The sequence below is a fragment of the Neobacillus dielmonensis genome (genome assembly GCF_000612665.1).
GTDB lineage: Bacteria > Bacillota > Bacilli > Bacillales > Cytobacillaceae > Neobacillus > Neobacillus dielmonensis.
In genome coordinates this window covers 59,147-81,613 of the sequence record NZ_HG942077.1, presented here as the reverse complement: position 1 = coordinate 81,613, position 22,467 = coordinate 59,147, and the positions used below count along the sequence as shown (strand labels likewise).

19 protein-coding genes and 1 pseudogene are annotated in these 22,467 nt (G+C 40.3%); 17 read left to right on the top strand and 3 right to left on the bottom strand.

What is annotated here, in order from left to right; translation table 11 throughout:
* Positions 1-186: 186 nt before the first annotated feature.
* Positions 187-1,269: a Gfo/Idh/MocA family protein gene (locus tag BN2425_RS18180; protein WP_042462410.1), complete on the top strand. Its 1,083-nt coding sequence runs from the start codon at positions 187-189 to the stop codon at positions 1,267-1,269.
* 105 nt (positions 1,270-1,374) lie between these two features.
* On the opposite strand, the gene BN2425_RS18175 is transcribed toward BN2425_RS18180, so the two are convergent.
* Positions 1,375-3,942: a rhamnogalacturonan lyase gene (locus BN2425_RS18175; RefSeq protein WP_454557339.1), complete on the bottom strand. Its 2,568-nt coding sequence runs from the start codon at positions 3,940-3,942 to the stop codon at positions 1,375-1,377.
* 226 nt (positions 3,943-4,168) lie between these two features.
* Here BN2425_RS18175 and BN2425_RS23375 point away from each other — a divergent pair.
* The 9 genes and pseudogenes from BN2425_RS23375 to BN2425_RS18130 form a co-directional block, all read left to right on the top strand.
* Positions 4,169-4,315, top strand: a pseudogene (locus tag BN2425_RS23375) (PDZ domain-containing protein); the annotation flags it as partial.
* Positions 4,307-4,789 (top strand): cupin domain-containing protein, encoded by a 483-nt coding sequence (locus BN2425_RS23370; RefSeq protein WP_406603204.1) that lies wholly within the window; start codon positions 4,307-4,309, stop codon positions 4,787-4,789. The pseudogene BN2425_RS23375 and the gene BN2425_RS23370, both read left to right, overlap by 9 nt.
* Positions 4,790-5,029: 240 nt before the next feature.
* Positions 5,030-6,199, top strand: coding sequence for a sulfite reductase subunit alpha (locus tag BN2425_RS18160; protein WP_052352949.1), 1,170 nt, complete (start codon positions 5,030-5,032; stop codon positions 6,197-6,199).
* 171 nt (positions 6,200-6,370) lie between these two features.
* The gene (locus BN2425_RS18155) at positions 6,371-6,472 is read left to right on the top strand and encodes a YjcZ family sporulation protein (RefSeq protein ID WP_074433088.1); all 102 of its coding nucleotides are present in this window, start codon (positions 6,371-6,373) and stop codon (positions 6,470-6,472) included.
* Positions 6,473-6,510: 38 nt separating this feature from the next.
* Positions 6,511-6,654 carry a YjcZ family sporulation protein gene (locus BN2425_RS18150; RefSeq protein WP_042462406.1) on the top strand — a complete coding sequence of 48 codons (144 nt, stop codon included), beginning with the start codon at positions 6,511-6,513 and terminating at the stop codon, positions 6,652-6,654.
* A gap of 137 nt (positions 6,655-6,791) precedes the next feature.
* The gene (locus tag BN2425_RS18145) at positions 6,792-7,064 is read left to right on the top strand and encodes a hypothetical protein (protein ID WP_074433087.1); all 273 of its coding nucleotides are present in this window, start codon (positions 6,792-6,794) and stop codon (positions 7,062-7,064) included.
* Positions 7,065-7,243: 179 nt separating this feature from the next.
* Positions 7,244-7,789: a DUF4865 family protein gene (locus tag BN2425_RS18140; protein ID WP_042462404.1), complete on the top strand. Its 546-nt coding sequence runs from the start codon at positions 7,244-7,246 to the stop codon at positions 7,787-7,789.
* Positions 7,790-8,036: 247 nt separating this feature from the next.
* Positions 8,037-9,938 carry an N-acetylmuramoyl-L-alanine amidase gene (locus BN2425_RS18135; protein ID WP_042462402.1) on the top strand — a complete coding sequence of 634 codons (1,902 nt, stop codon included), beginning with the start codon at positions 8,037-8,039 and terminating at the stop codon, positions 9,936-9,938.
* A gap of 161 nt (positions 9,939-10,099) precedes the next feature.
* Positions 10,100-10,306, top strand: a complete 207-nt coding sequence (locus BN2425_RS18130; protein WP_042462401.1) for a hypothetical protein — start codon at positions 10,100-10,102, stop codon at positions 10,304-10,306.
* Between the two features lie 389 nt (positions 10,307-10,695).
* Here BN2425_RS18130 and BN2425_RS18125 read toward each other — a convergent pair whose 3' ends face one another.
* Positions 10,696-11,820, bottom strand: coding sequence for a GntR family transcriptional regulator (locus BN2425_RS18125; protein WP_042462399.1), 1,125 nt, complete (start codon positions 11,818-11,820; stop codon positions 10,696-10,698).
* Positions 11,821-12,143: 323 nt separating this feature from the next.
* Between BN2425_RS18125 and araB the strand changes: the two genes are divergently transcribed.
* From araB to araA, 3 genes are all read left to right on the top strand, one after another.
* The gene (gene araB / locus BN2425_RS18120; RefSeq protein WP_042462397.1) at positions 12,144-13,838 is read left to right on the top strand and encodes a ribulokinase; all 1,695 of its coding nucleotides are present in this window, start codon (positions 12,144-12,146) and stop codon (positions 13,836-13,838) included.
* The gene (gene araD / locus BN2425_RS18115; RefSeq protein WP_042462395.1) at positions 13,832-14,527 is read left to right on the top strand and encodes an L-ribulose-5-phosphate 4-epimerase; all 696 of its coding nucleotides are present in this window, start codon (positions 13,832-13,834) and stop codon (positions 14,525-14,527) included. The genes araB and araD overlap by 7 nt, the downstream gene beginning before the upstream one ends.
* Positions 14,528-14,622: 95 nt before the next feature.
* On the top strand, positions 14,623-16,107 hold the full coding sequence (gene araA, locus BN2425_RS18110; RefSeq protein WP_042462393.1) for an L-arabinose isomerase: 1,485 nt from the start codon (positions 14,623-14,625) through the stop codon (positions 16,105-16,107).
* A gap of 90 nt (positions 16,108-16,197) precedes the next feature.
* Here the strand turns inward: araA and BN2425_RS18105 are convergent, their stop codons facing one another.
* Positions 16,198-16,767: a biotin transporter BioY gene (locus tag BN2425_RS18105; protein WP_042462391.1), complete on the bottom strand. Its 570-nt coding sequence runs from the start codon at positions 16,765-16,767 to the stop codon at positions 16,198-16,200.
* A 598-nt stretch (positions 16,768-17,365) separates the two neighbouring features.
* Between BN2425_RS18105 and BN2425_RS23185 the strand changes: the two genes are divergently transcribed.
* From BN2425_RS23185 to BN2425_RS18090, 4 genes are all read left to right on the top strand, one after another.
* A complete protein-coding gene (locus BN2425_RS23185; protein ID WP_154663544.1) occupies positions 17,366-17,530 on the top strand; it encodes a hypothetical protein in 165 nt (54 codons plus the stop codon).
* Positions 17,531-17,855: 325 nt separating this feature from the next.
* Positions 17,856-19,166, top strand: a complete 1,311-nt coding sequence (locus BN2425_RS18100; RefSeq protein WP_042462389.1) for a pectate lyase family protein — start codon at positions 17,856-17,858, stop codon at positions 19,164-19,166.
* Between the two features lie 236 nt (positions 19,167-19,402).
* Positions 19,403-20,986, top strand: a complete 1,584-nt coding sequence (locus BN2425_RS18095; protein ID WP_042462387.1) for a response regulator transcription factor — start codon at positions 19,403-19,405, stop codon at positions 20,984-20,986.
* Positions 20,987-21,008: 22 nt separating this feature from the next.
* The gene (locus tag BN2425_RS18090; protein WP_052352948.1) at positions 21,009-22,352 is read left to right on the top strand and encodes a hypothetical protein; all 1,344 of its coding nucleotides are present in this window, start codon (positions 21,009-21,011) and stop codon (positions 22,350-22,352) included.
* The last annotated feature ends 115 nt before the right edge of the window (positions 22,353-22,467 follow it).

Sequence of the window (22,467 nt, the reverse complement as noted above, 5' to 3'; positions counted from 1 at the left end):
AGAACAGTGGCATGTGCTGTTCTCTGAATTATTTTGAAATATATACCAATATTTGTAGAATAAATGGTGATCTTCGTAGAATATTTCACAATTTTGTATAATTCCCTTTTGTTTTTGTTGAATAAATTGGAAGAATATAAGGTTAACTATTATGTTTCAGGAACGCACTAAGAGAGGGAGACTAGTATGACAAAGGATGGTATGAACTATGCTCCAACAGGGAAGCCCCAACCTGTAGTGGAACAAGGGGAATTTCAATTTGCCGCAGTCCATCTTGACTATGGACATATATACGGGATGTGCAATGGACTAAAAGAAGCGGGAGCAACGTTAAAATGGGTGTATGATCCTGATCCTCAAAAAGTGGCCAAATTTATGAAAGCTTTTCCTGAAGTTAAGTTTGCCAAGTCTTTAGAGCAGATAGTATCGGATCAAGATATTAGGCTTGTAGCAGGAGCAGCGATTCCTTCTAAAAGAAGTGAGCTTGGTGTTCAAGTCATGAAAGCAGGGAAAGATTATTTCACAGATAAAACTCCCTTTACCTCGTTAAAACAGTTGGAAGAAGCAAAGAAAGTGGTTGAGCAAACTGGACAAAAGTACATGGTTTACTATAGTGAGCGTCTCCATGTAGAAGGGGCTGTTTTTGCCGGTGAATTAATTAGGAGCGGAGCCATCGGCCGTGTGATACAAGTTACTGGATTTGGCCCGCACCGATTGAACCCAGCCGTCCGGCCGGAGTGGTTTTTTAAGCGAGAACATTATGGCGGGATCTTATGTGATATAGGCAGTCATCAAATTGAACAATTCTTATTTTATGCTGGCTGTAAGGATGCGAAAGTACTGCATAGTAAAATAGCCAACTATCATCATCCACAATACCCTGAGTTGGATGATTATGGAGATGCTACACTGCTTGGAGACAATGGTGCAACAAATTATTTCCGGGTGGATTGGTTTACACCGGAAGGATTAAGTACATGGGGAGACGGAAGAACCTTTATTATTGGAACAGAAGGAACGATTGAAATCCGTAAATACGTAGATCTTTCAAGGGACAGGAAGGGGAATCATGTCTTCTTAGTCAATCGGGACGGAGAGCAGTATTTCAACGTTTCCGGCAAAGTGGGTTACCCATTTTTCGGACAATTCATTTTAGATTGTTTGAATCGAACAGAAAATGCTATGACTCAGGCCCATGCCTTTAAAGCAGCTGAACTGTGTCTTCGTGCACAGGAAGAAGCCGTAATAGTCTCGGAAGAAATAATTTAATCTGGCGGACTTAGTATATGAGGTGAGCTTTCTTTGCCGACCATTAATTATAACCAAACAGGGCACCCTCGAGCGGGTACCCTGTTTGGTTTTTTAGTACATTCCTTATTGGTTCGTTTTGCTGAGTAAATCGATTACTAGTTGGGCTTTATGTGTCAAGTTAAGCTTCGCTTCAGATGATATATATTCTTGATTGTTTTTCTGCTCAAGCTCCGATATGAACTTCTCGACAAACTTAACAGCTTGTGTAACGGAACCTTTTTCTACGTGGTGCTCGGCTTGTTTGAGAGAATTTTCAAGCTGGCTGCAAAGAGGCCCTGATAATTCGCCACTATCTTTATACTTACTCATTTCGTTCTCTAAGTAGGATAATAAGCCTGGTGTCCAGTAAGTCGGCACAGGAACTTTTGAAAAGTCCATATCACTTCCAAAATAAAAACTTGTATAGGAAGGTTGGTTATAGGTTGTATTTTGCCTTGCCACTTCAGCACGGTATTGAGGATCATGCATCAGTGTGTATAATTTGTGATTGGTGACATCTGTGCTGAAATACATCCGAATGGCGGAACTATCGGCCGTTCTTACCAGCAATTCTTCACGCCAATCCCCAAACACGTCAGCCACTAAACTTGGATTTCCCTTTGTGCTGTTATTGGTCCTTGTTCCTTCTGCTTTAAGCACTGTGCCTTTTTTCCAGTCATCAATCGTAGGAGTTGAATTCCCTGATCCATTGACAATTTGCGTCGTCATGTCGGCAGCCCATTTAATGTTCATGTTGGACCCGGGGGCCTTATCACTGATTTTAGTGCCATCGGCCGTCCAAAGTCCAACCGCCCATGTTTCTAAACCAGGATGTGAAGGGTCCACGTCTCCAATCATACCGCGGCCGGTATCTTTTCCGGTATAGCCGCCATAAATGACTTCACCTGTTTTAGCATCACGCAGGGAGTAGCCGTAGGGTGCGTACGCAGCTCCTTCGTGTACCATAAAGATTTCCAACCCAGGCCGGTTCGGGTCGATATCGGTTACATGCAACGCATCCCCATGGCCCAATCTTGCAGTGGTGCCAGGTGCGGCACTTTGCGGAGGCATGGTATCCATGGAACTGTATAATAAACTTTTACCGTCATTGTCAATGGTTGCCGCACCATAGACAATCTCTTGTTTACCGTCACCATCGACGTCTGCTGCACTCAAGGAGTGAGCCCCTTGCGTAGTCAGCGTTCCAAATACCGGATTGGTGCCATCTTTGCCGTGCGGTCCGTCGTTAAAAGGATTGCTCATTGGAGTCCAGCCACTGTCCACTGCCCAATGTTCTTTCAAATGTTTTCCGTCCCAGCTATAGGAAACCACATTGGCCCTGGTATAATAGCCGCGCGCAAAAACAGCATATGGTTTCTCACCATCAAGATAGGCAACACTAGCAAGGTAGCGGTCGACACGGTTGCCTGGTTCAATTCTTGCCATGGCATAGTCGCCCCACATCAGACCGTCATCATATCTGCCAGGTTTGTAATCGATCGTATCCATTTCCTCGCCTGTTTCACCATTGAAAACCGTTAAATATTCCGGACCTTCTAAAATAAAACCTTCAAACTCTCTTAATTTATTGTTGCCGCTTCGGCTTGGGGCATATACGTCCATAAAGTAATCGGCTAAGCTTTTGGCATCCTGTTCCGATAGAGGATACTTATATTTGGGTTCAATACCGAACGCTTCTTCTAGCGAACTTGGCCAATTTCCTTTTACCACCTCTTCTTGTTTGTGCCAATTCATAAACATGTTGACGACATGATTATAATAATCTTCTGTACTCATCCGATAATCATCTTGATTGCTGTATCCTGCATCAATATCTTTTTGCGGCATGGTAATAAACTTTTCAGAGATAACTTTTCCGTCCTGATCATATTTGATAACTTTTGTACCTGGGGCCGTTTTGAACATCACTTCAGACTTTCCGTCAGCATTGAAATCATAAACTAAATATTCCGTGTAGTGGGCACCGGAACGGATATTGACGCCAAGGTCAATTCGATATAATAGAGTGCCATCTATTTTATAGCAATCAATATAGGTGTTCCCGGTATAACCTTTTTGTGATACATCTTTAGAATTGGAAGGATCCCATTTGACAAAAAATTCATATTGTCCGTCCCCGTCAACATCACCGACACTCATATCATTGGCAGAGTAAGTATAGGCCTCACCTTTAGGGGTTACCCCGTCGGCAGGCTTATTCAGTTTTAAATCCACATAAGATTGTTGCCAAGGTTTAATGGTGGCGCTTTGGTCGAGTTCTTTCCCATCCAAAAATGACCTGACATAATAGTTGGAAGCGGAAGTACCTTCTTTATCTAAAAAGTTCGTACTGTCCTCGACCGTCGCGACATATTTGCCGTCACGGTAAACTTTAAAATTAACGCCTGTTAGTCCAGTTTCCGAAGAACCTTTTACTTCATTGGCTAATAATCTCCAGCTTAAGAATATACCCTCGGAAGTTTGGGCAGCGACCAAACCTCTATCAAGGTATTCTAGTTGGATTCCTGCCTTACTAACAGGTTTATGTTTCTGAACGTCAATTGCCGATGCACTTGAAACACCGCTTAACAGCAGAGGCAATGCTAATGCCGAAGTTATTACTTTAGTTTTTATAGAACGTCTCTTCAAAATGTTACCCTCCTCTATAAATTGTTCCGCGAAAAATATTAATTGAATGCGCTTACAAAAGGTGGTGAGAACACCCCCGTTTGAAATTACTAGTCTATTATAGTTGAAACGTCCAGCCTGAAAAATTTAATAAACCGTCATCTTTTTCTAAAAAACAGAGGATTTATTTTCCAAATTACCCATTTCGAGACTATCTTCTTAGTCCTTTTGTCTCACTGCAGCAAAAGGAGGGCTCGAGGAAGGGGATGTGATTGTTTCCATGAACGGAACAGTGATTGCTAGTTCATCCGATTTAAGAAAATATTTATACACAAAGGTAAATAACGGAGACCAAATTGAGTTTGAAGTTTACCGTGGTGGAAAACAAATGGCTCTTACTATAGAGCTTGCCCGAGTAATTAGGACAAACCTATTTATCAAAATACCTAAAAAAAGTATAAAAAAATATAAAAAGAATCCATCCTCTCCCAAATGTTTTTTAAGATACAATGTAATTATGATTTTCGGAAAGGTGGGAAATGGGTTGTTTGTTTTTGGAAAAGAAACGGAAGCAGTAAATGCTGGTGAAGGTGCAGAAAGAAAACTTTTAGGCCGTGGTGGTAGCATGATGATGACCGAAGTTACTTTTAAATTGGGGGCTGTCGGTGCCATTCATTCCCACCCGCATGAACAAATCAGTTATATTGTTCAGGGAAGTTTTGAATTTGATTTGAATGGCAAGAAACAAAAGGTCGAGAAGGGGGACAGCATCTACATCCCCTCCAATACTTTGCATGGTGTAAAAGCTTTAGAAGAAAATTCCGTTATTTTGGACATTTTTACACCTCAACGGGAAGATTTTCTCCTCTAAAATAGTAAGTGATAAGAGAGAGGCGTGACCTAGATATAAAAGGTTGCGTCTTTTTTTATCTATAAAATTGTTAATACTTTCTTAAGATTTCAGTGGTAAAGTAAGTATGCATACAGGGGATAATGATATGAGTATGTTTAATAAAAAATTATTTAACAACACTATTATTGTGACTCGTTCAATAATGAATTATAATTAAGTGATAATTTTTTTTACAAGATGATGTTTGAGGTGAATATGATGCAACTTACGATAGATCACTCTAATAAAAAGGTTTCAGCAACATTTTCAAGAACAAATCCATTTCAAGCAAAAGTTTTGAAAAATAGTAATTTAAATAATAATGGTTCAAGTAAGGAAACAAGGCATATTGAATTATCTTTAAAAGGGTCTGGACTTTCCTATGTTCCGGGTGACGCATTAGGTATTGTTCCTGAAAATGACCCAGAACTTGTGGATACTTTATTAGAGGAAATGCAGTGGGATCCCGAAACTGCAGTGACCATTAACAAGCAAGGTGATACGCTGCCGTTAAGAGAAGCGTTATTGACCTATTTCGAGATTACTCTATTGACCAAAAAGATCATGCAGCAAGCAACGGGTTTTACATCTAATAATGAACTACAAAGGCTTGTGCTGAATGAAAATGTTAACGAGCTGAAAGAATATATGGAAGGTCGGGATTTATTAGATGTGTTACGTGATTTTGGACCATGGAACGCTTCAGCTCAGGATATTGTGTCACTTCTAAGAAAAATGCCGCCAAGATTGTATTCTATTGCAAGCAGCTTGACCGCACATCCTGATGAAGTCCACTTAACCATTGGTGCAGTTCGTTATACCGCAAACGGACGTGACCGAAAAGGAGTATGTTCTGTTCAATGTGCGGAACGTGTGCAAGAAGGAGATACGCTTCCTGTTTTTATTCAGCCAAATAAACATTTTCATCTTCCAGAATCATTAGAAAGTGATATTATTATGGTCGGTCCAGGGACAGGCATTGCCCCATTCCGTTCCTATATCGAAGAACGTGCAGTAACCAAAGCAACCGGAAGGGCCTGGTTATTTTTTGGCGACCAGCATTCAGCAACGGATTTTCTTTATCAAGAAGAGCTCGAGAATTATCTAAAAGAGGGTGTGCTGACTAGATTAGATGCAGCCTTCTCACGCGATTCTGAGCAAAAGGTATATGTTCAGCACAAAATGTCTGATAATAGTAAAGAATTGTTTGCATGGCTAGAAAATGGCGCTTACTTCTATGTTTGTGGAGATAAGCAACATATGGCGAAAGATGTTCACAACACACTAATAGATGTGATTGAAAAAGAAGGCAACATGTCCCGTGAAGCTGCGGAACAGTACTTAAACACGATGAAAGATCAAGGACGTTATCAACGTGATGTGTATTAAATTTTAATTATAAATTGTTTTAAAAAGAGTGACTGTTTTTGGATTTTTTTCAAAAACAGTCACTTTTTTTTACAAATAAATAAATTTTTTATTGATCCATTGAGATAGCCCATCCACTTTAGGTTATTTTTACATATCTTGTTATGACAATCAGAAAGGAGGCGGGCGAATATGGCAGATGGAGCATACGGTGGAGGCTTTGCTTTGATTGTTGTGTTGTTTATTCTGCTGATTATCGTAGGAGCGTCTTTCGTTGGCGGATGGTTTTATTAAAGAAATAAATTGATACTTGTTTGAAAGGAGGATGGACCATGTTTGGTTATGGCGGCTTTGGATACGGCGGCTGTGGTTGCGGCGGTTTTGGTTATGGTGGATTCGGTTACGGTGGTGGATTTGCATTAATCGTTGTATTATTTATCCTCTTAATCATCGTTGGAGCAGTTTGCTGGTATTAATATTTCCCAATAAACATAAGTTTTCTTGAAAAAGCCCGATACTGGGCTTTTTCTTTTTAGCAAATTCCTTGGTATACGCCTATACATTAGAGTTTCAAAGGAATAGGATAAAGCAGATATTTAGAGGAGGTGTAAATATGTCCGAGAAAAAAGGCAAAGTGATCCACGTTGACAATTTAATTATTCACGCCAAAAATGTTGAAATTGTTGACCCTGAAAGCGTTAAAATAAATCATGGAAGACACGAGGAAAATAACATGGAAGACCATTTTCCAAGGAGAGACCCTTGGGGATTTTTTTGGGGACCGCCACCAAGAGAAGAAGAACACGAACATGAAAGACACCATAATGAGTCTCCCGAATCAAGTTCAAGCTCGAGCTCGAGCTCGAACCACGAAAACCAGTATTAAAGAGTTATATCACAGGTGAAAATTCAAAGACATTGCAGCAATGTAATGTCTTTTCTTTATATCGACAATTTATTAAACCCCTTGGCATGACAAGCAATTGAATCAAAATGATGGAACTTTACACATAACCTGCTCCAAGCTATCATCAGTTATAGAGATAGTTTGAAGGAGGGATAAGTATGATCGGAATGCAGTATAAGATTAATCTGCCAAGAGACTATAACATGGACATTATCAGACAAAGGGTTCGGGACAATGGACATAAAACGGATGGTTTTCCAGGGCTTTTGTTTAAAGCATATTTAATTACCGAAGCGGAGAAAAATCGGAATTTATACAATTCGTATGCCCCGTTATATATTTGGAATGCTTCAGAGGGAATGAATCGATTTATCTTTGAAGGATTCTATGATAATATCCTGGCTTCATTTGGATGGCAGCAAATCAATATCGGTGTTCCATATTCCATTCACTTAAACGAAGATTTTGATAAAAGTAGATATGTAGTGGAAATTACCGGAACCTTACCGGAACGGAAATCATTACTGGATCCCAAGTTTCAAACTGCCAATCAATACGTCAGTAACGTGGAATCTTTTGGAGAGTTAATTATCTATAATCCAGACAAGTGGGAATATAGTCACTATAGTTTTTATCATGAAAAACCAGAGATCCAGACCGGTAAACAGCTTACAGTCTATCAAATACTGCACATTTCTCAATAGGCACATTGAAAGGGGGAAGTGGAATGATAAGAAGGTAACCAATTTGGGGTGACCTTTTTGTTCTATGATTTTGGCTCTTAATCATGATGCTGAACTCGGTGGAAAATATTAGTTAATTATTCCTAATATTTCATAATATTGCATTTTTCCCTATGTATTTAGAATCATTTATTAGACAACCTGCAGGAAGTCCCTCCTTTATGAGAGAATAATAAATTTTAATAATTCAGTAAAAGGGGGATCTGATGTGAGAAAGGTAACGAAATTAGTTTTGACTTCTGTACTAACAGCTTCTTTATTTACTGTTCCTACTGGCGATTTTTTAAAAAGAGATGTTAAAGCCTACGCAGAAACAGTAACAAAAACAGAAGTATCCCAAGCGGTATTTGAAAATGCTGCAAAAGAATTTGGAGTGCCGGTGAATGTTCTTATGTCTGTTGCTTATAATGAATCTCGTTGGCAGCAGCATGAGGGCAAAAGTGAAATCGGTGGATATGGGGTCATGAATTTAGTAGAGAGTGACCATGGTCGAAACGCAAAAGGGGATCAAACCGTTTCAGGCGCTTCCTCCTCGTCCGAGGAGAAGACACAAGATATGATTGGACAGGCTGCGGAGCTTCTAAATGTCGATTCTAATCTTTTAAAGACTGACACTGAACAAAATATCCGCGGAGGTGCGGCCCTGCTAGCTGAATATGCCAAACAAACCACAGGTGAACTTCCATCTAATTCCGCAGATTGGTACGGGGCAGTTGTAAAATATACTGGTTCCGATATCGAGGAGACAGCAACAGAATTTGCCGACGATGTATACGCGACCATCCAAACTGGGGTCGAAAATACAACAAGTAACGGAAATAAGCTTACACTAAATGCTGAGAATATTGTCCCAAATAAAGATACAGCCAAAAACATTCCTTTACGCAATGCGAAATTCACGGGTAATGATTGTCCGAATGGATTGGAATGCACTTATATACCGGCTGCCTATAAACAGTTTTCTGCTAGCAAGACAAATTATGGGAATTATGATATTGCCAACCGTCCGCAGGATGGACTAGATATCCGCTATATCGTCATCCATGATATAGAAGGTAGTGTACAGTCTGCGATTAATACCTTCCTAGGAAATTCGTTTGTAAGTTCCCATTACATTATTTCAAAAACAGGTGCGGTCACAGAAATGGTCCGACCAAATGACGTACCTTGGCATGCAGGAAACTGGTATTTCAATATGCACTCAATTGGGATCGAACATGAAGGTTTTGCTGCAACAGGAGCAGATTGGTACAGCGAGCAAATGTATCGTTCCACTGCTAAACTTGTAAAATACTTATCTGCAGAATATAATATTCCAATCGACCGGCAGCACATCCTTGGCCATGACGAAATTCCTGGATTGACCGTGGCAAAACAGAAAGCCATGCACTGGGATCCAGGTGCCTACTGGAACTGGTCTCATTTCTTTAATGTCTTAGGAGAATCAATTAATCCAAGTAATGCTGGAAACAGCTCGATTGTCACCATTCGTCCAAATTACAATACTAATCTCGAAAGTTATACCTATGGAGGCAGTGTCCTTGAACCATTATCATCTAGTTTTATCCAACTGCGTACAGAACCTTACTTTAGCGCACCGCTCATCAGTGATTCTGTCCTTCAGAGTAACGGGGCACCAGGAACGATTAACATCAATGATTGGGGCAATAAAGCAGCAATCGGTCAAAGTTATGTAAAAGCAGATCAGCAGGGTGATTGGTCGGCCATTTACTTTGGTGGGAAAAAGGCGTGGTTCTACAATCCTAATAATAAGAACACGGTACAAGGAAATGGAATCGTGATTACTCCAAAAGAGGGGCTTACTTCAATACCTGTTTACGGGGCAGCTTATCCGGAAAACGCCGCCTATGATGGTACAGGGATTGCCAGCTCGGCTAGAGGAGTTGCCGAAGTATTATACCAACTGCCAAAAGGACAAAGTTATGTTGCAACTGGACCAGTTCAATCCGATTATTATCATGCTAAGTATTTCAATGATCCATCGACCAACAAAGTTGTCAAAGGGCAAGAAGAATACTACCAAATTACTTTCAATCATCGTGTAGGATTTGTAAAGAAAAGCGATGTTGAGGTTGTTGAACCAAAATAAAAAGAAGGGGATACCATTATAGCTTGGTATTCCCTTTTTCCCTTTTTAATGTCTAATTATATTTAGATATAGGAAAAATTGTATTACTATTCAAGAAGGATTTACAGATACGGCTATCGAATTCTGAAAAGTGAAAATACTTTTGACAAGGAGTGGTGAAGTTGAAAATAAAGGTTGTTATGGATTCTGGGAAAGAATATGTAATGTGCGAGAACGATTATTCTGTTAATGACTTTACTCGTCCTTTTTTTGCAGATTTGCCAGATGGCTCAAGAAGCTTGAACAATAATCTGGTTTATTTGGATGGAGAAAGCAAAATCTTGGTTAATCCAACCCGGATTTCTTCTATTGAGATTATTGAGAAATGACATTCTAGGCTGGTTGGAAAGATGGGATTGCTCAACTTCTGGTTAATTAGTTGTTTCAAAATCTTGTCCCTTCTATAGTAGTAAAATAGTAATGTTTGACTATCCTATCCACAAGCGCTATTAACGACTGCGCAGGCTATTTTTCTGGGAGTTTGGTCGTTAATATATAATCGGTCTGTTATTTTCATTTGGTAAAAAGAACAATCCATAAGAAAACAAGCCTAAAATAAAAATATTGCCTTTGATATCGTATTATGACCGAACTGTTATGGAAAAACATTGGATTGGCTATGTAGGACAACACAGCGGTATCGCTATTTATTAATAAAAGTCGGGGGGATTCCTCCGACTTTTATGTTGGATATGACGGGATGTATCTATACTCCTACTTATTCACATTGCTCTTTTATAACAGGAGCCGTGGATGTTCGAACCACCAATTCCGGATCATATACAATCGATGGAGATTTTATGCTATTGTTTTCAACTGCTGAAACAATCCATCTCGCTGCATCCATTCCCATATTCATTTTTGGATGGGCAACAGTTGTAAGCTTTATATCCGAAGCCTCTGCTAAGAAGGAATCGTCATAACCAACAATAGAAATCTCATCCGGAACACGGATTCCTAGGTTTCTAAGGACTTCCAATACGTGAATAGCTAGTTCGTCATTATAGCAAACAATAGCTGTTGGTCTTGTACCGGTTTTAAATAAATTTAGTAGTCGATCCATTAACGGATCATAACGTTCTTCAGTGTTATAGGTAAGGATTGCTTCAGGAGAAGCCGTCAAACCGTTTTCCCGAAAGGCTCGGATAAATCCTCTCATTCGATTGACTCCTTGGAGGTCATCGGTTTTAAACAAACCAAGAAATTTTTCATGCCCCAAATGAATTAAATGTTCGGTTGCCAAGTATCCACCGTGTTCATCATTAACAATAATGTGGGGTGGAATTAGCTGTGAATAAAATTGATTAATCATCAAGTAGGGAATGTTGTTTTGCTCCAGCTCAAGATAATACTGGATGTTAGGGTTGTAATTGCTGCTCTTAGTTGGTTCTACGATAAGTCCATCAATATTCCTGTTTAACATCATTTGTAAACACTGCTTCTCTTTGTCTGTATCGTTGTTTGTACAGGCAAGTGTTAAGGTATACCCCTTTTCTGTTAAATAGGATTCAATTCCTCGAATAATTGATGGAAAAATATAATCCGAGATATAGGTAGTAATGACTCCAATATTTTTTCCAGGCTTTGGCTCCACGGTCTGTTGTCCAGATAGAGTATTTGAAGTAACTTTGTTGGAACAAAAAGTACCAGCGCCTTGTTCTCTATATAACCAACCTTCATGTACCAAATCCCCGACCGCCTGCCGTATCGTATGCCGACTCACCGCGAACATTTTCATTAATTCATTTTCGGAGTAAATTTTATCACCAGGTTTAATCTCTCCACTGATAATCCAAGTCTTTATCTGATCCTTTATCACCATATATTTAGCTTGCTGTGCCAATGTATCACCACTTCCATTACCTTCGTTGCAATTACTTGTACGTACAAATGGATATATCTTTAAGCTTTATCTTAACAAAAAATATGAAATATCTCCAATTTATTTTTCCTTCTTAAATATATATATATAAGTATATGTGGATGCGAGTAATTTTAAATTTTTAATATTGAAAAAAGATAAAGAAATGATAAGATGGTATTAACTTATACGTACAAGTAGAATTAATATTGACTTGTACTTATATATAGTTAAAATTTTACAGTATGTGTTTTCGAAGAGCTTACAAATGTTTTTGCTGAAGATCTTAAGAAAGGGCGTATTTTATGGCTAAATATTCAATAGGCGTAGACTATGGGACACAATCTGGCAGGGCAGTTTTAGTGGAAGTTGGTACTGGTAAAGAGGTAGCTACAGCTATAAAGGAGTACACCCATGGTGTTATGGATGAATTTTTGCCAGACGGCAAGACAAAGTTAGAGCATGACTGGGCATTGCAGCATCCAGCGGATTATCTCGAAGTGCTGCAGATAACAATTCCTGAAATATTAACTAAAGCACAAGTCACGGCTGATGATGTGATTGGTTTAGGAATTGATTTTACAGCTTGTACGGTCCTGCCCATTGATGCATATGGAACACCACTATGTTTAAAAGAAGAATTTAAACACCATCCTCATAGCTATGTGAAACTTTGGAAACATCATGCTGCCCAAGATGAAGCGAACCGACTGAACGAGATCGCCGAACAGCGGGGAGAAAAGTTTTTGCTGCGTTACGGCGGTAAAATTTCTTCCGAATGGATGATTCCAAAAATATGGCAAATTTTAAATGAAGCACCCGAAATTTATGATGCTGCCGATCAAATCCTAGAAGCAACCGATTGGGTTATCTCTCAGTTAACAGGAGATATCAAACGGAACAGTTGCACAGCCGGGTACAAAGCCATTTGGCATAAACATGATGGGTATCCATCACCTGAGTTTTTCAAAGCATTAGACCCACGTTTGGAGAACGTTGTTCAAGATAAATTATCCACTAGAATTTACTCGGTTGGCTCGAAAGCTGGGGAAATTACCGAAAAAGCAGCAAAGCTGACAGGGCTAAATCCAGGTACTGCGGTAGCCATCGCCAATGTGGATGCACATGTATCGATTCCAGCAGTGGGGATTACCGAACCTGGCAAATTATTGATGATCATGGGAACATCTACTTGTCATATTTTACTTGGGGAAGAAGAGAAAGTAGTCCCAGGCATGTGTGGTGTGGTAGAGGATGGCGTAATCCCTGGATTTATGGGTTATGAAGCAGGCCAATCCTGTGTGGGAGACCATTTTGAATGGTTTACTGAAAACTGCGTCCCGGCAAGTTACCAAGAAGAAGCGAAAGAGAAAGGCGTTACCATTCATCAGCTGTTAACGGAGAAGGCAAGTCAATTACAGGTCGGTGAAAGCGGTCTCTTAGCGCTTGATTGGTGGAATGGCAATCGGTCCACGCTGGTAGATGTGGACTTGACTGGTTTGCTTCTGGGGGCCACATTACTAACAAAACCGGAAGAAATTTACCGAGCATTGATCGAAGCCACTGCCTATGGGACACGAATGATTGTGGAAACGTTCCGAAACAATGGCGTGCCAGTGAATGAAGTGTATGCCGCAGGGGGAATTGCGGAAAAGAATACATTGATGATGCAAATCTATTCAGATGTATTAAATATGGATATTAAAATTGCTGCCTCCTCGCAGGCCCCAGCCCTTGGCGCTGCAATGTTTGGGGCAGTCGCTGCCGGAGTAGAACACGGCGGTTATGACAGCATCACCGACGCCGCAAAAGATATGGGACGAGTGAAGAAGCATATCTATCAACCTATCAAAACAAATGCTGAGGCATATGACAAACTCTATCATGAGTATGCTCGACTTTATGAATATTTTGGCCGCGGTGAAAACAATGTCATGAAAATCTTGAAACAAATTAAGAAAGAAAGCTCCTTGGCTGGTAAGGGGGAAACCGTATGTTAGAGCGATTAAAACGAGAGGTACTAGATGCTAATTTACAACTGCCAAAGCATGGTTTAGTTACCTTTACATGGGGAAATGTCAGCGGGATTGACCGTGAACAAGGGCTGGTGGTCATTAAGCCAAGCGGCGTTCCCTATGATGAGTTGGAAATCGATAATTTAGTGGTATTAGACTTGCAAGGCAGGGTCGTGGAAGGAAACTTAAGGCCGTCATCTGATACGCCAACGCATCTTGCTTTATACCGTGCCTTTCCGCAATTAGGCGGGATTGTCCACACCCATTCTCCATGGGCCACGACTTGGGCGCAAGCACATCTTCCTATTCCAGCGCTAGGTACAACTCATGCGGATTACTTTTATGGTGAGATTCCATGTACCCGCCCCTTGACCCAAGAGGAAATTGACAGCGGCTATGAACTAGAAACGGGCAATGTGATTATTGAGTTATTTGAAAAACAGGGTTTGGATCCTGTGGCAATGCCGGGTGTGGTATTAGCTGGACATGCACCGTTTTGCTGGGGGAAAAATGCCAACCAAGCACTTCACAATGCGGTCGTGCTGGAGGAAGTGGCTAAAATGGCCTTCCATACGGTCCAGCTCAATTCGAAAGTGAAACCGATTGACCAATTTTTATTAGATAAGCATTATCTTCGAAAGCACGGGGTGAATGCCTATTACGGACAAAAGTAAGCGCTTAGGCAGGAGAGCATCTAAATGTAATTAGCTCGTATCACTTAAACATAGCAGGTTCAATTTTAAAAAATTATTATTGAGGGGGAGTTATTGTGTTAGCAACAAAAGCCTATGAATTTTGGTTTGTAACAGGAAGCCAATTGCTTTATGGAGAAGATGCGCTCCGTCAAGTAGAAGAAAACTCAAGAGCTATAGTTAAAGGTCTGGATGAGGATACTAACACACCGTTTAAATTGGTTTTTAAATCAGTCGTTAAGGATCCAGACTCGATCCGTAAGTTGATTTTAGAAGCAAATGCTAATGAGGACTGTGCTGGTATTATTACCTGGATGCACACTTTTTCACCTTCTAAAATGTGGATTGCTGGGCTATCTGTATTACAAAAGCCGTATCTTCATTTTGCAACCCAATTTAATCGGGATATCCCATGGAATTCAATTGACATGGATTTCATGAACTTAAACCAAGCCGCACACGGTGACCGTGAGCATGGTTTCATCGCTAGCCGCTTGAAAGTGAAAAGAAAAGTGATCGTCGGCCATTGGGAAAACGCTGAAATTAGGGAGCGAATTGGCGGCTGGATGAGAACGGCCGTTGCTTTTGTGGATAGCCAAAACTTAAAGGTTGCTAGATTTGGTGACAATATGCGTCAAGTTGCGGTAACAGAAGGTGATAAGGTAGAAGCGCAAATCAAGTTCGGCTGGACTGTCGATGGGTATGGCGTAGGCGACTTGGTCCAGCGCATGAATGATGTAACGGAACAAGAAGTCGACCAGCTAATGGCTGAATATGAGGAACAATATGATATTGCTTCGGAAGGATTGACTGACGGCCCAGTTCGAGAAGCAATCCGCTATCAGGCAAGAATTGAACTTGGCTTGAAAGCTTTCCTAGAGGAAGGCGGGTACACTGCTTTCACAACTACTTTTGAGGATTTACATGGAATGAGGCAACTGCCTGGTCTCGCCGTTCAGCGGTTGATGGAACAAGGCTATGGTTTCGGTGGAGAAGGAGACTGGAAAACAGCAGCTCTTGTTCGCTTAATGAAAACTCTCGCTGGAAATCAAGGTACTTCCTTTATGGAGGACTATACTTATCACTTAGAACCAGGCAATGAAATGGTTCTTGGTGCACATATGCTCGAGGTGTGTCCGACCATTTCAGCTGTTAAACCGAGAATTGAAGTTCATCCGCTTGGTATTGGCGGTAAGGAAGATCCTGCTAGAATTGTGTTTGATGGAAGAGGCGGTTGTGCCCTAAATGCTTCCATTGTTGACCTGGGTCATCGTTTTCGCTTAGTGGTGAATGAAGTCGATGCATTGCAGCCTGAGAAAGATATGCCGCAACTTCCGGTAGCACGGGTTTTATGGAAGACACAGCCATCTTTAAGTCAGGCAGTGGAGAATTGGATTCAAGCTGGCGGCGCTCATCACACTTGTTTCTCTTATGTAGTGACAACGGAACAACTGCGAGACTTTGCCGAACTTGCTGGAATTGAAATGGTAGTCATTAATAAGAACACTGACAGTCAAGCCTTTATAAATGAATTGCGCTGGAACGAAGTAATTTACCGTTAATTGTTAAATAAATGTGCCTTCTTAAAGGCAAGAAAAGGAAATCCGCCAAGTGAACTTCACTTTGGCGGGTTTCTTTTTGTGTGAAAAGCATTAACTCGATACCTGTTGCGGAGACGTTAACAGCTTTGCCGATACTAATCTTTTATAAAGTGTAATGCCAATCCATGATGCCAGAAATGCTTTTATTAAGCCAACGACGATAAATGGGTAAAACCCTGAAGTTAAGGCAGCTGTCCAAGTAAGACTCGCAGCAAACTTGAGCCATACTGTTCCAAATGCTAAGGTAACAAGCATGCCAACTGTATTAGCAATCATCCCTTTCAGGATTGTGAAACTTGTTTTTTCAAGAATAACCCCCGTCAAAAATGCTGCAGGAATGAATCCGACAATGAAACCGCCAGTAGGACCAACAATGACCCCAAATCCTCCTGACATACCACTAAAAACAGGAACGCCGATTGCTCCTAACAGCGCATATATAATAACAGAAAGAGTGCCATACCGAGACCCCAAAATGGTCGCTGCCAGCCCGACTGCAAGTGTTTGCCCAGTAATTGGGACAAGCGGCAGTGGAATCGTAACCTGTGCCAAAATTCCGATGATGGCAGCAAACAATGCACTAAAAATCCACATTTTTAATTGATTGTGTGATTGAAGCATAACAATATACCCCCTGGTTATTTGTTAACTTATTTCATGTAATGGTTAACAAATAAAGTATAAGCAGTTATACCATTCTGTGTCAATACTATTTTCTGAAAATTAGAAAACGAAGATGTGCTTAAAAAGGTATTCTTGTTTATTGACTCCGTTAAACGATGCCGTTAATTTTAATATCTCTGTTGATTGGAGCGGACGGCGCTCGACTCCCCTGCATGGCCGCGGGTTCACTCAGTGATCAGAGCGATGATTTGGCACCACGAAAAGGTTGGGTCAAGTGTTTGATGTGTTTTCGATGATAAAATAGTTGTTAAAAATGAAGCCCCGTCTGGCAGAAGATTAAGAGTGCCATTGATGAAGGCAGGCTCGAGACGATTCTTAATCAAATTGAAAAAGGCGATTATCACTTCATCCAATTCGGACATAACGACGAAAATGCCGACGATCCCACCTGGTACACAGAGCCGTTTACAACATACAAGAATTATGTAAAACAGTACATCGACGGAGCACGTGCCAAAAAAGCCATTTCGGTGCTTGTAACTCCAGTGGAACGCCGTCGTTTACAGAAGCCCGTAATTCTCATGGTGATGATCCCGTGGCCATGAAGGAACTTGCATTGGAAGAAAATGTGCCTGTTATTAATTTTTTGGCTAAAAGCAAGGCGTTATTTCAAGAACTTGGGCTCGAGAAGCAGCAAAAGATGTCTTCCTTTGGTTGGATGCAGGGGAAATTGGTAATTATCCAGATTGAGGCAGGATAACACCCATTTCCAAGAAGCAGGGGCCAAACAAATTGCCCGTTTAGTAATTGGCTGCACAGAAGAATTGAATCTTGTCCAGCTACGCAACCACATCAAAAAAATATGAGTAGGGTAGAAAAACAGCTGTAGCAATTGGCTGTTTTTCTACCATTTTGATTATAAAAGGATAAAACAATAAAAATATCAAAGGTTTTTCGAAAAATATTAAATTCTTAATGAAAACGTTTTCCGTTAAAATATTCAGTAGTTAGATACATAAGCAAGTAGCGGCCATGGCGTATAACCATCCGGCTAATCTATCAAAAAGGAAAAAGGAGTGTAGCGTATGAAAAAGGTATTCAGCAGTGTTTTAGCAACCTCTCTACTAGCAATGAGTGTATCCTCGGTTTCAGCCGCATCATCTGATTTAGGTACAGAAGTCCTTAAACCAAACGATGGCTGGGCGGCCTCTGGTGAGGGAACCACAGGCGGGGCAAAAGCAGATGTGAATCATATTTTTACTGTAACTAATAAAAGTGAGCTGTTACAGGCCCTTGGCGGTGCAAATTTAAACACCCCCAAAATTATTTATATTAAGGGCACGATTGATTTTAATGTAGACGAGAATAATCAGCCAATTGGCCCTGAATTTTACGCAGATCCAGCCTATGATTTTAATGCTTACCTGGAAGCCTATAAACCTGAGAAATGGGGACTTGATAACGAAGTAAGCGGTCCGCTTGAGGATGCTCGTGCACGTTCTGCCCAAAGACAAAAGCAGCAGATAACCGTTAATATTGGCTCTAACACCACCATCATCGGAATAGGCGATGATGCTAAAATTATCGGCGGCAGCTTTGTATTAAACAAGTCAGAAAATATCATTATCCGCAACATTGAATTTGAAGCACCTGTTGATTTCTTCCCGCAATGGGATCCAACAGACGGTGATTATGGTGAGTGGAACTCCGAATATGACAATTTGACCGTGACCAATAATACTCATAATGTGTGGATCGATCATAATAAATTTACCGATGGCAAACATCATGATGAGGACTTTGGAAAAGTGTTTGGACGGACCTACCAGCAGCATGATGGCTTACTCGATGTGACTAACGGTGCTGATTACGTAACCATCTCTTATAACGTCTTAGAGGACCATGACAAGACATCGCTGATTGGTTCAAGTGACAGCAAATCTACTGACGAGGGCCACTTAAAGGTCACCATCCATCACAACTATTACAAGAACCTAACGCAGCGTCTGCCAAGGGTACGTTATGGTCAAGTCCATGTTTACAACAACTACTATGAGTTTAATAGCAATTCAGATTATGAATTTGATTATGCCCTTGGGGTTGGGGTCAAATCAAAAATTTATGCGGAAAATAACTACTTTGATTTTGACACAGATGTCGATCCAGGGAAAATCATTAAAGATTGGAAGGGAACTTCCATTTATGAAGACGGATCTTTTGTCAATGGCAAAAGCTCTGGGAGCCAGGTGGATTTAGTGGCAGCCCATAACAAAATCAGTGATATACAGTTAGATGAAAATGTCGGCTGGCAGCCAACTTTATTTACCAAAGTTTATCCGACACAATCAGTCCCAGCACTTGTAAAAGCAAAGGCAGGAACTGGAAAGATTGATTAATTGGATGTACGCCAAGGCTATGAATTTCCTGATAGCCTTGGTTTTTTATTTCCAAAAATATAAACGTTAAGACCCATTTATCATTAGGGACGAGTAGGTTATTTTTAGTAATAGATAGAAAATATTAGAAAGGAGAAATGCTTTGAATGTAACCGTTTCCGATTGATGGTGTGAGGTGAAATAGTGGTACCCATTGTTCCACCATCATTCGACATACCAAAGGAGGAGTTTGATTGATGCATAAGGTGGTGATTGTGGATGACGACCGAATTATCCGCAAAGGGTTATCGAAGGTGATTCCCTGGGCCAAACATGGGTTTGAATTAGCTGGCCTGGCAGCCGATGGAGTGGAGGGTTTAGATGTGATTAAGAAAACCGATCCACAAATAGTTATCTCTGATATCCAAATGCCATTTATGGATGGTCTGGAAATGACAAGAGCTATAAAGAAGTTTAATTCCAAGACCAAGATTATTCTATTAACTGGCTACCAGGATTTTAAATATGCCCATCAGGCTATCCAGTTAAAGGCATTTGATTTCCTTTTGAAACCCATAGAAACCAGTGAACTGATTGAAAAATTAGAGCAGGCATCAATGGAAATTGAACGGGAAAATCAAATAGAATGCCAAATACATGATAGCCATGAGTACCGACAGCAACAATTTTTGAAAACACTTTGTCTCCGGCCTCTAAATAACCAGGAAATGTTCAAAGAGCTTTCTATGATTGGAATCCATCCAGTCGGATCTATATCGGTCGCTCTATCTGTTAAATTGGATCAAACGGAATTCCCGTCTGCATTGAAAACCAACATAATGAAGGAATGCAGGGAATATATTAAAACAGCGCCATTAAAGGGTTTCGTATTAAATGATGACGGTGAACAATTTGGATTATTTATATTTAGTGCAGAAACAAGTAAAGATATGTTTGCTCAGTCCATTGCTGATTTGGCAAGAGAATTGCTAAATTTGATAAAAAATAAGTTCCAAACAACTGTTACAATTACCAGGGGGAGGGTTTATAAACAGCTGACGGACCTTCGCTATTCTTATTTAGAGTCATTGAAAGCGATGGATTTTCGTCATATAATGGGCATAAATTGCACCTATTCCATTGAGGCAATTGATACCTCTCAGTGGGAGGAAAGGGGGGACGCATTCGAGGTAGAACATGAACTGCTAAAATATGTTACTCTTGGGCTGCCTGATAAGGTGTCAGAAGTATTAGAGGTGATAAAGAGACAAATTAAAATAAAAAGAAACATGACTTTACAGGACACGGTACTGTTAGCCATTAGAATTGTCCATTTAATAGGCTACGAATCTGCCAAAATCATAAACAATTGGGATGAAACTAAAATCCTTGAATTGGAAAACAAATTAATTAAAATGCAGATCATGGATGATATTTTTACGGAAATTGAACGATTGGCCCTGGAAGCAGCTGATATGGTCAAAAACATTAATCGGAATCGAAAGCATACACTAGTGAAAAAAGCCATTGATTTTATCAATGATCATTATCAATGTGCCAGTCTAAATTTGCAAACGGTTGCAGATGAAGTCCATGTGAGTTATGCCTATCTCAGCAATCTCTTTAAGGTTGAACTAGGGTATAATTTCGGCGAAATATTGTTGGAAAAACGGATGAACAGGGCAATAGAGCTATTTCAACAAAGTGATCTGAAAACTTATGAAGTGGCTGAACAAACAGGTTATTCCAATTCCAATTATTTTAGCAGCAGTTTTAAAAAGTATACCGGGTTCTCTCCGGCGGAGTTTAAAAAGATGAATCACAGTTTGGTAAAGGCATAGTCTAGGATCAGAAAGATATGGGGTGAATTCCATCAAAACGGAAGATGCAACCAAGGATTTTAACGTAATGAGGATGCTGGTATTCTTTGTTCCGTTGGCTGTTTCCGCCAGTTTAACCTCCATATCCCATGTCATCATTAATGGGACGTTAAGCAGGGCAGAACATGCTGAAATGATTATTTCCAACTATGCGATTGCCTTGTCATTGTTCGGTATCCTTGAGCGGCCGGTCCTGGTTTTTCGGCAAACGGCATCGGCATTGGCAAAAGATAAAGCTTCTTTTAAACGAATTTGGGCTTTTTTTATAAAAGTCTGTCTCGTTATTATTAGTTTAAGCGCAATAATCGGTTTTACTAAACTTGGAGACTGGTTGTTTATATATGGTTTCAATGCGGAAACAGCTTCTATGAATTCCTTAAAAGTTACCTTCTTGGTTCTGGCGGCAGTCATCATCTTTTCGGGATTGCGTTGCTTGTATCAAGGAATCATTATAAACCAACTGGAAACGAAATGGGTCACCGTTGGGGTTATTATCAGATTGGCAGGAATGTTTGCCGTTGCCAGCTATCTTGTATATGCGCACCATGCAAACACTAGTACAGCAGGAGCAATTATTTTTTTAATTGGAATGGGGATTGAATGTTTGGTCAGTGTTTGGCGGGGGCAGAAAATTGCAGGTAGCAGCCTCACCGCGAAACAGCAAAACTTACAACAAAAGGATATTGGTTCTTTTTACTTCCCATTAGTTTTTTATATGTCGTTTCAGAGCATCTTGATTCCAATCATATACGCCTTTTTAGGGCAAATACAAGACACCCATCTGGGCATAGCCTCATTTGCACTGGCATTTAGTATCACGAATTTAATTCTGAGCTTTTTTATGTATACCCACCAGATTGTTCTACAATTTTACAAACATAATAAAGCAGCAGTGATAAAATGTGTATTGATTTTTAGTATAGTCCCTTCTGTTTTACTGGGAGTGTTATGTTTTACACCAGCTGGGCCTTGGTTTATGAGAACAGTCTTAGGTGCTGATGTGAGACTTGCCGCAGAAAGTTTACATGTATTAAAGTTTTTTTTGATTAAAACACTAGTATTTCCTTGGGTTGATTTTTTTGGTGGATTGCTCATGCTTCAGAAAAGCACGAAATCCCTATTAAAACCACAAATTTTAAATATGGCTGCAGTCGTGTTGATCATGATCCCGTTAGTACACGTTTTTCCGGAACTGAATGGAAAAGCTGGGGCGATGGCCGCTTCTGCTGGCGAAGTAGTCGGATTAGTAGCCATTTCATTCGTGGTGTTTCGAAAGCAAAAAATGGCATTTGTAAGAAAACAAAAGCAGATTAAACAGGAAACTTAAAAATGTTAACGTTAACATTCAAAAGAAACCCGCACAGAGCCTGTGCGGGTTTCTTTGCCAAAATGAAAAGGTAATAAAATGGTATTTTCGAAAAAATCTATCATTAAGTTGTCAA

Coding starts and splice junctions, on each gene's coding strand:
- araD (WP_042462395.1), top strand. CDS start 13,832: ATGTTAGAGCGATTAAAACGAGAGGTACTAGATGCTAATTTACAACTG.
- BN2425_RS18105 (WP_042462391.1), bottom strand. CDS start 16,767: ATGCTTCAATCACACAATCAATTAAAAATGTGGATTTTTAGTGCATTG.
- BN2425_RS18160 (WP_052352949.1), top strand. CDS start 5,030: ATGCAACTTACGATAGATCACTCTAATAAAAAGGTTTCAGCAACATTT.
- BN2425_RS23370 (WP_406603204.1), top strand. CDS start 4,307: ATGGCTCTTACTATAGAGCTTGCCCGAGTAATTAGGACAAACCTATTT.
- araB (WP_042462397.1), top strand. CDS start 12,144: ATGGCTAAATATTCAATAGGCGTAGACTATGGGACACAATCTGGCAGG.
- BN2425_RS18100 (WP_042462389.1), top strand. CDS start 17,856: ATGAAAAAGGTATTCAGCAGTGTTTTAGCAACCTCTCTACTAGCAATG.
- BN2425_RS18145 (WP_074433087.1), top strand. CDS start 6,792: ATGTCCGAGAAAAAAGGCAAAGTGATCCACGTTGACAATTTAATTATT.
- BN2425_RS18155 (WP_074433088.1), top strand. CDS start 6,371: ATGGCAGATGGAGCATACGGTGGAGGCTTTGCTTTGATTGTTGTGTTG.
- BN2425_RS18140 (WP_042462404.1), top strand. CDS start 7,244: ATGATCGGAATGCAGTATAAGATTAATCTGCCAAGAGACTATAACATG.
- BN2425_RS18095 (WP_042462387.1), top strand. CDS start 19,403: ATGCATAAGGTGGTGATTGTGGATGACGACCGAATTATCCGCAAAGGG.
- BN2425_RS18150 (WP_042462406.1), top strand. CDS start 6,511: ATGTTTGGTTATGGCGGCTTTGGATACGGCGGCTGTGGTTGCGGCGGT.
- BN2425_RS18180 (WP_042462410.1), top strand. CDS start 187: ATGACAAAGGATGGTATGAACTATGCTCCAACAGGGAAGCCCCAACCT.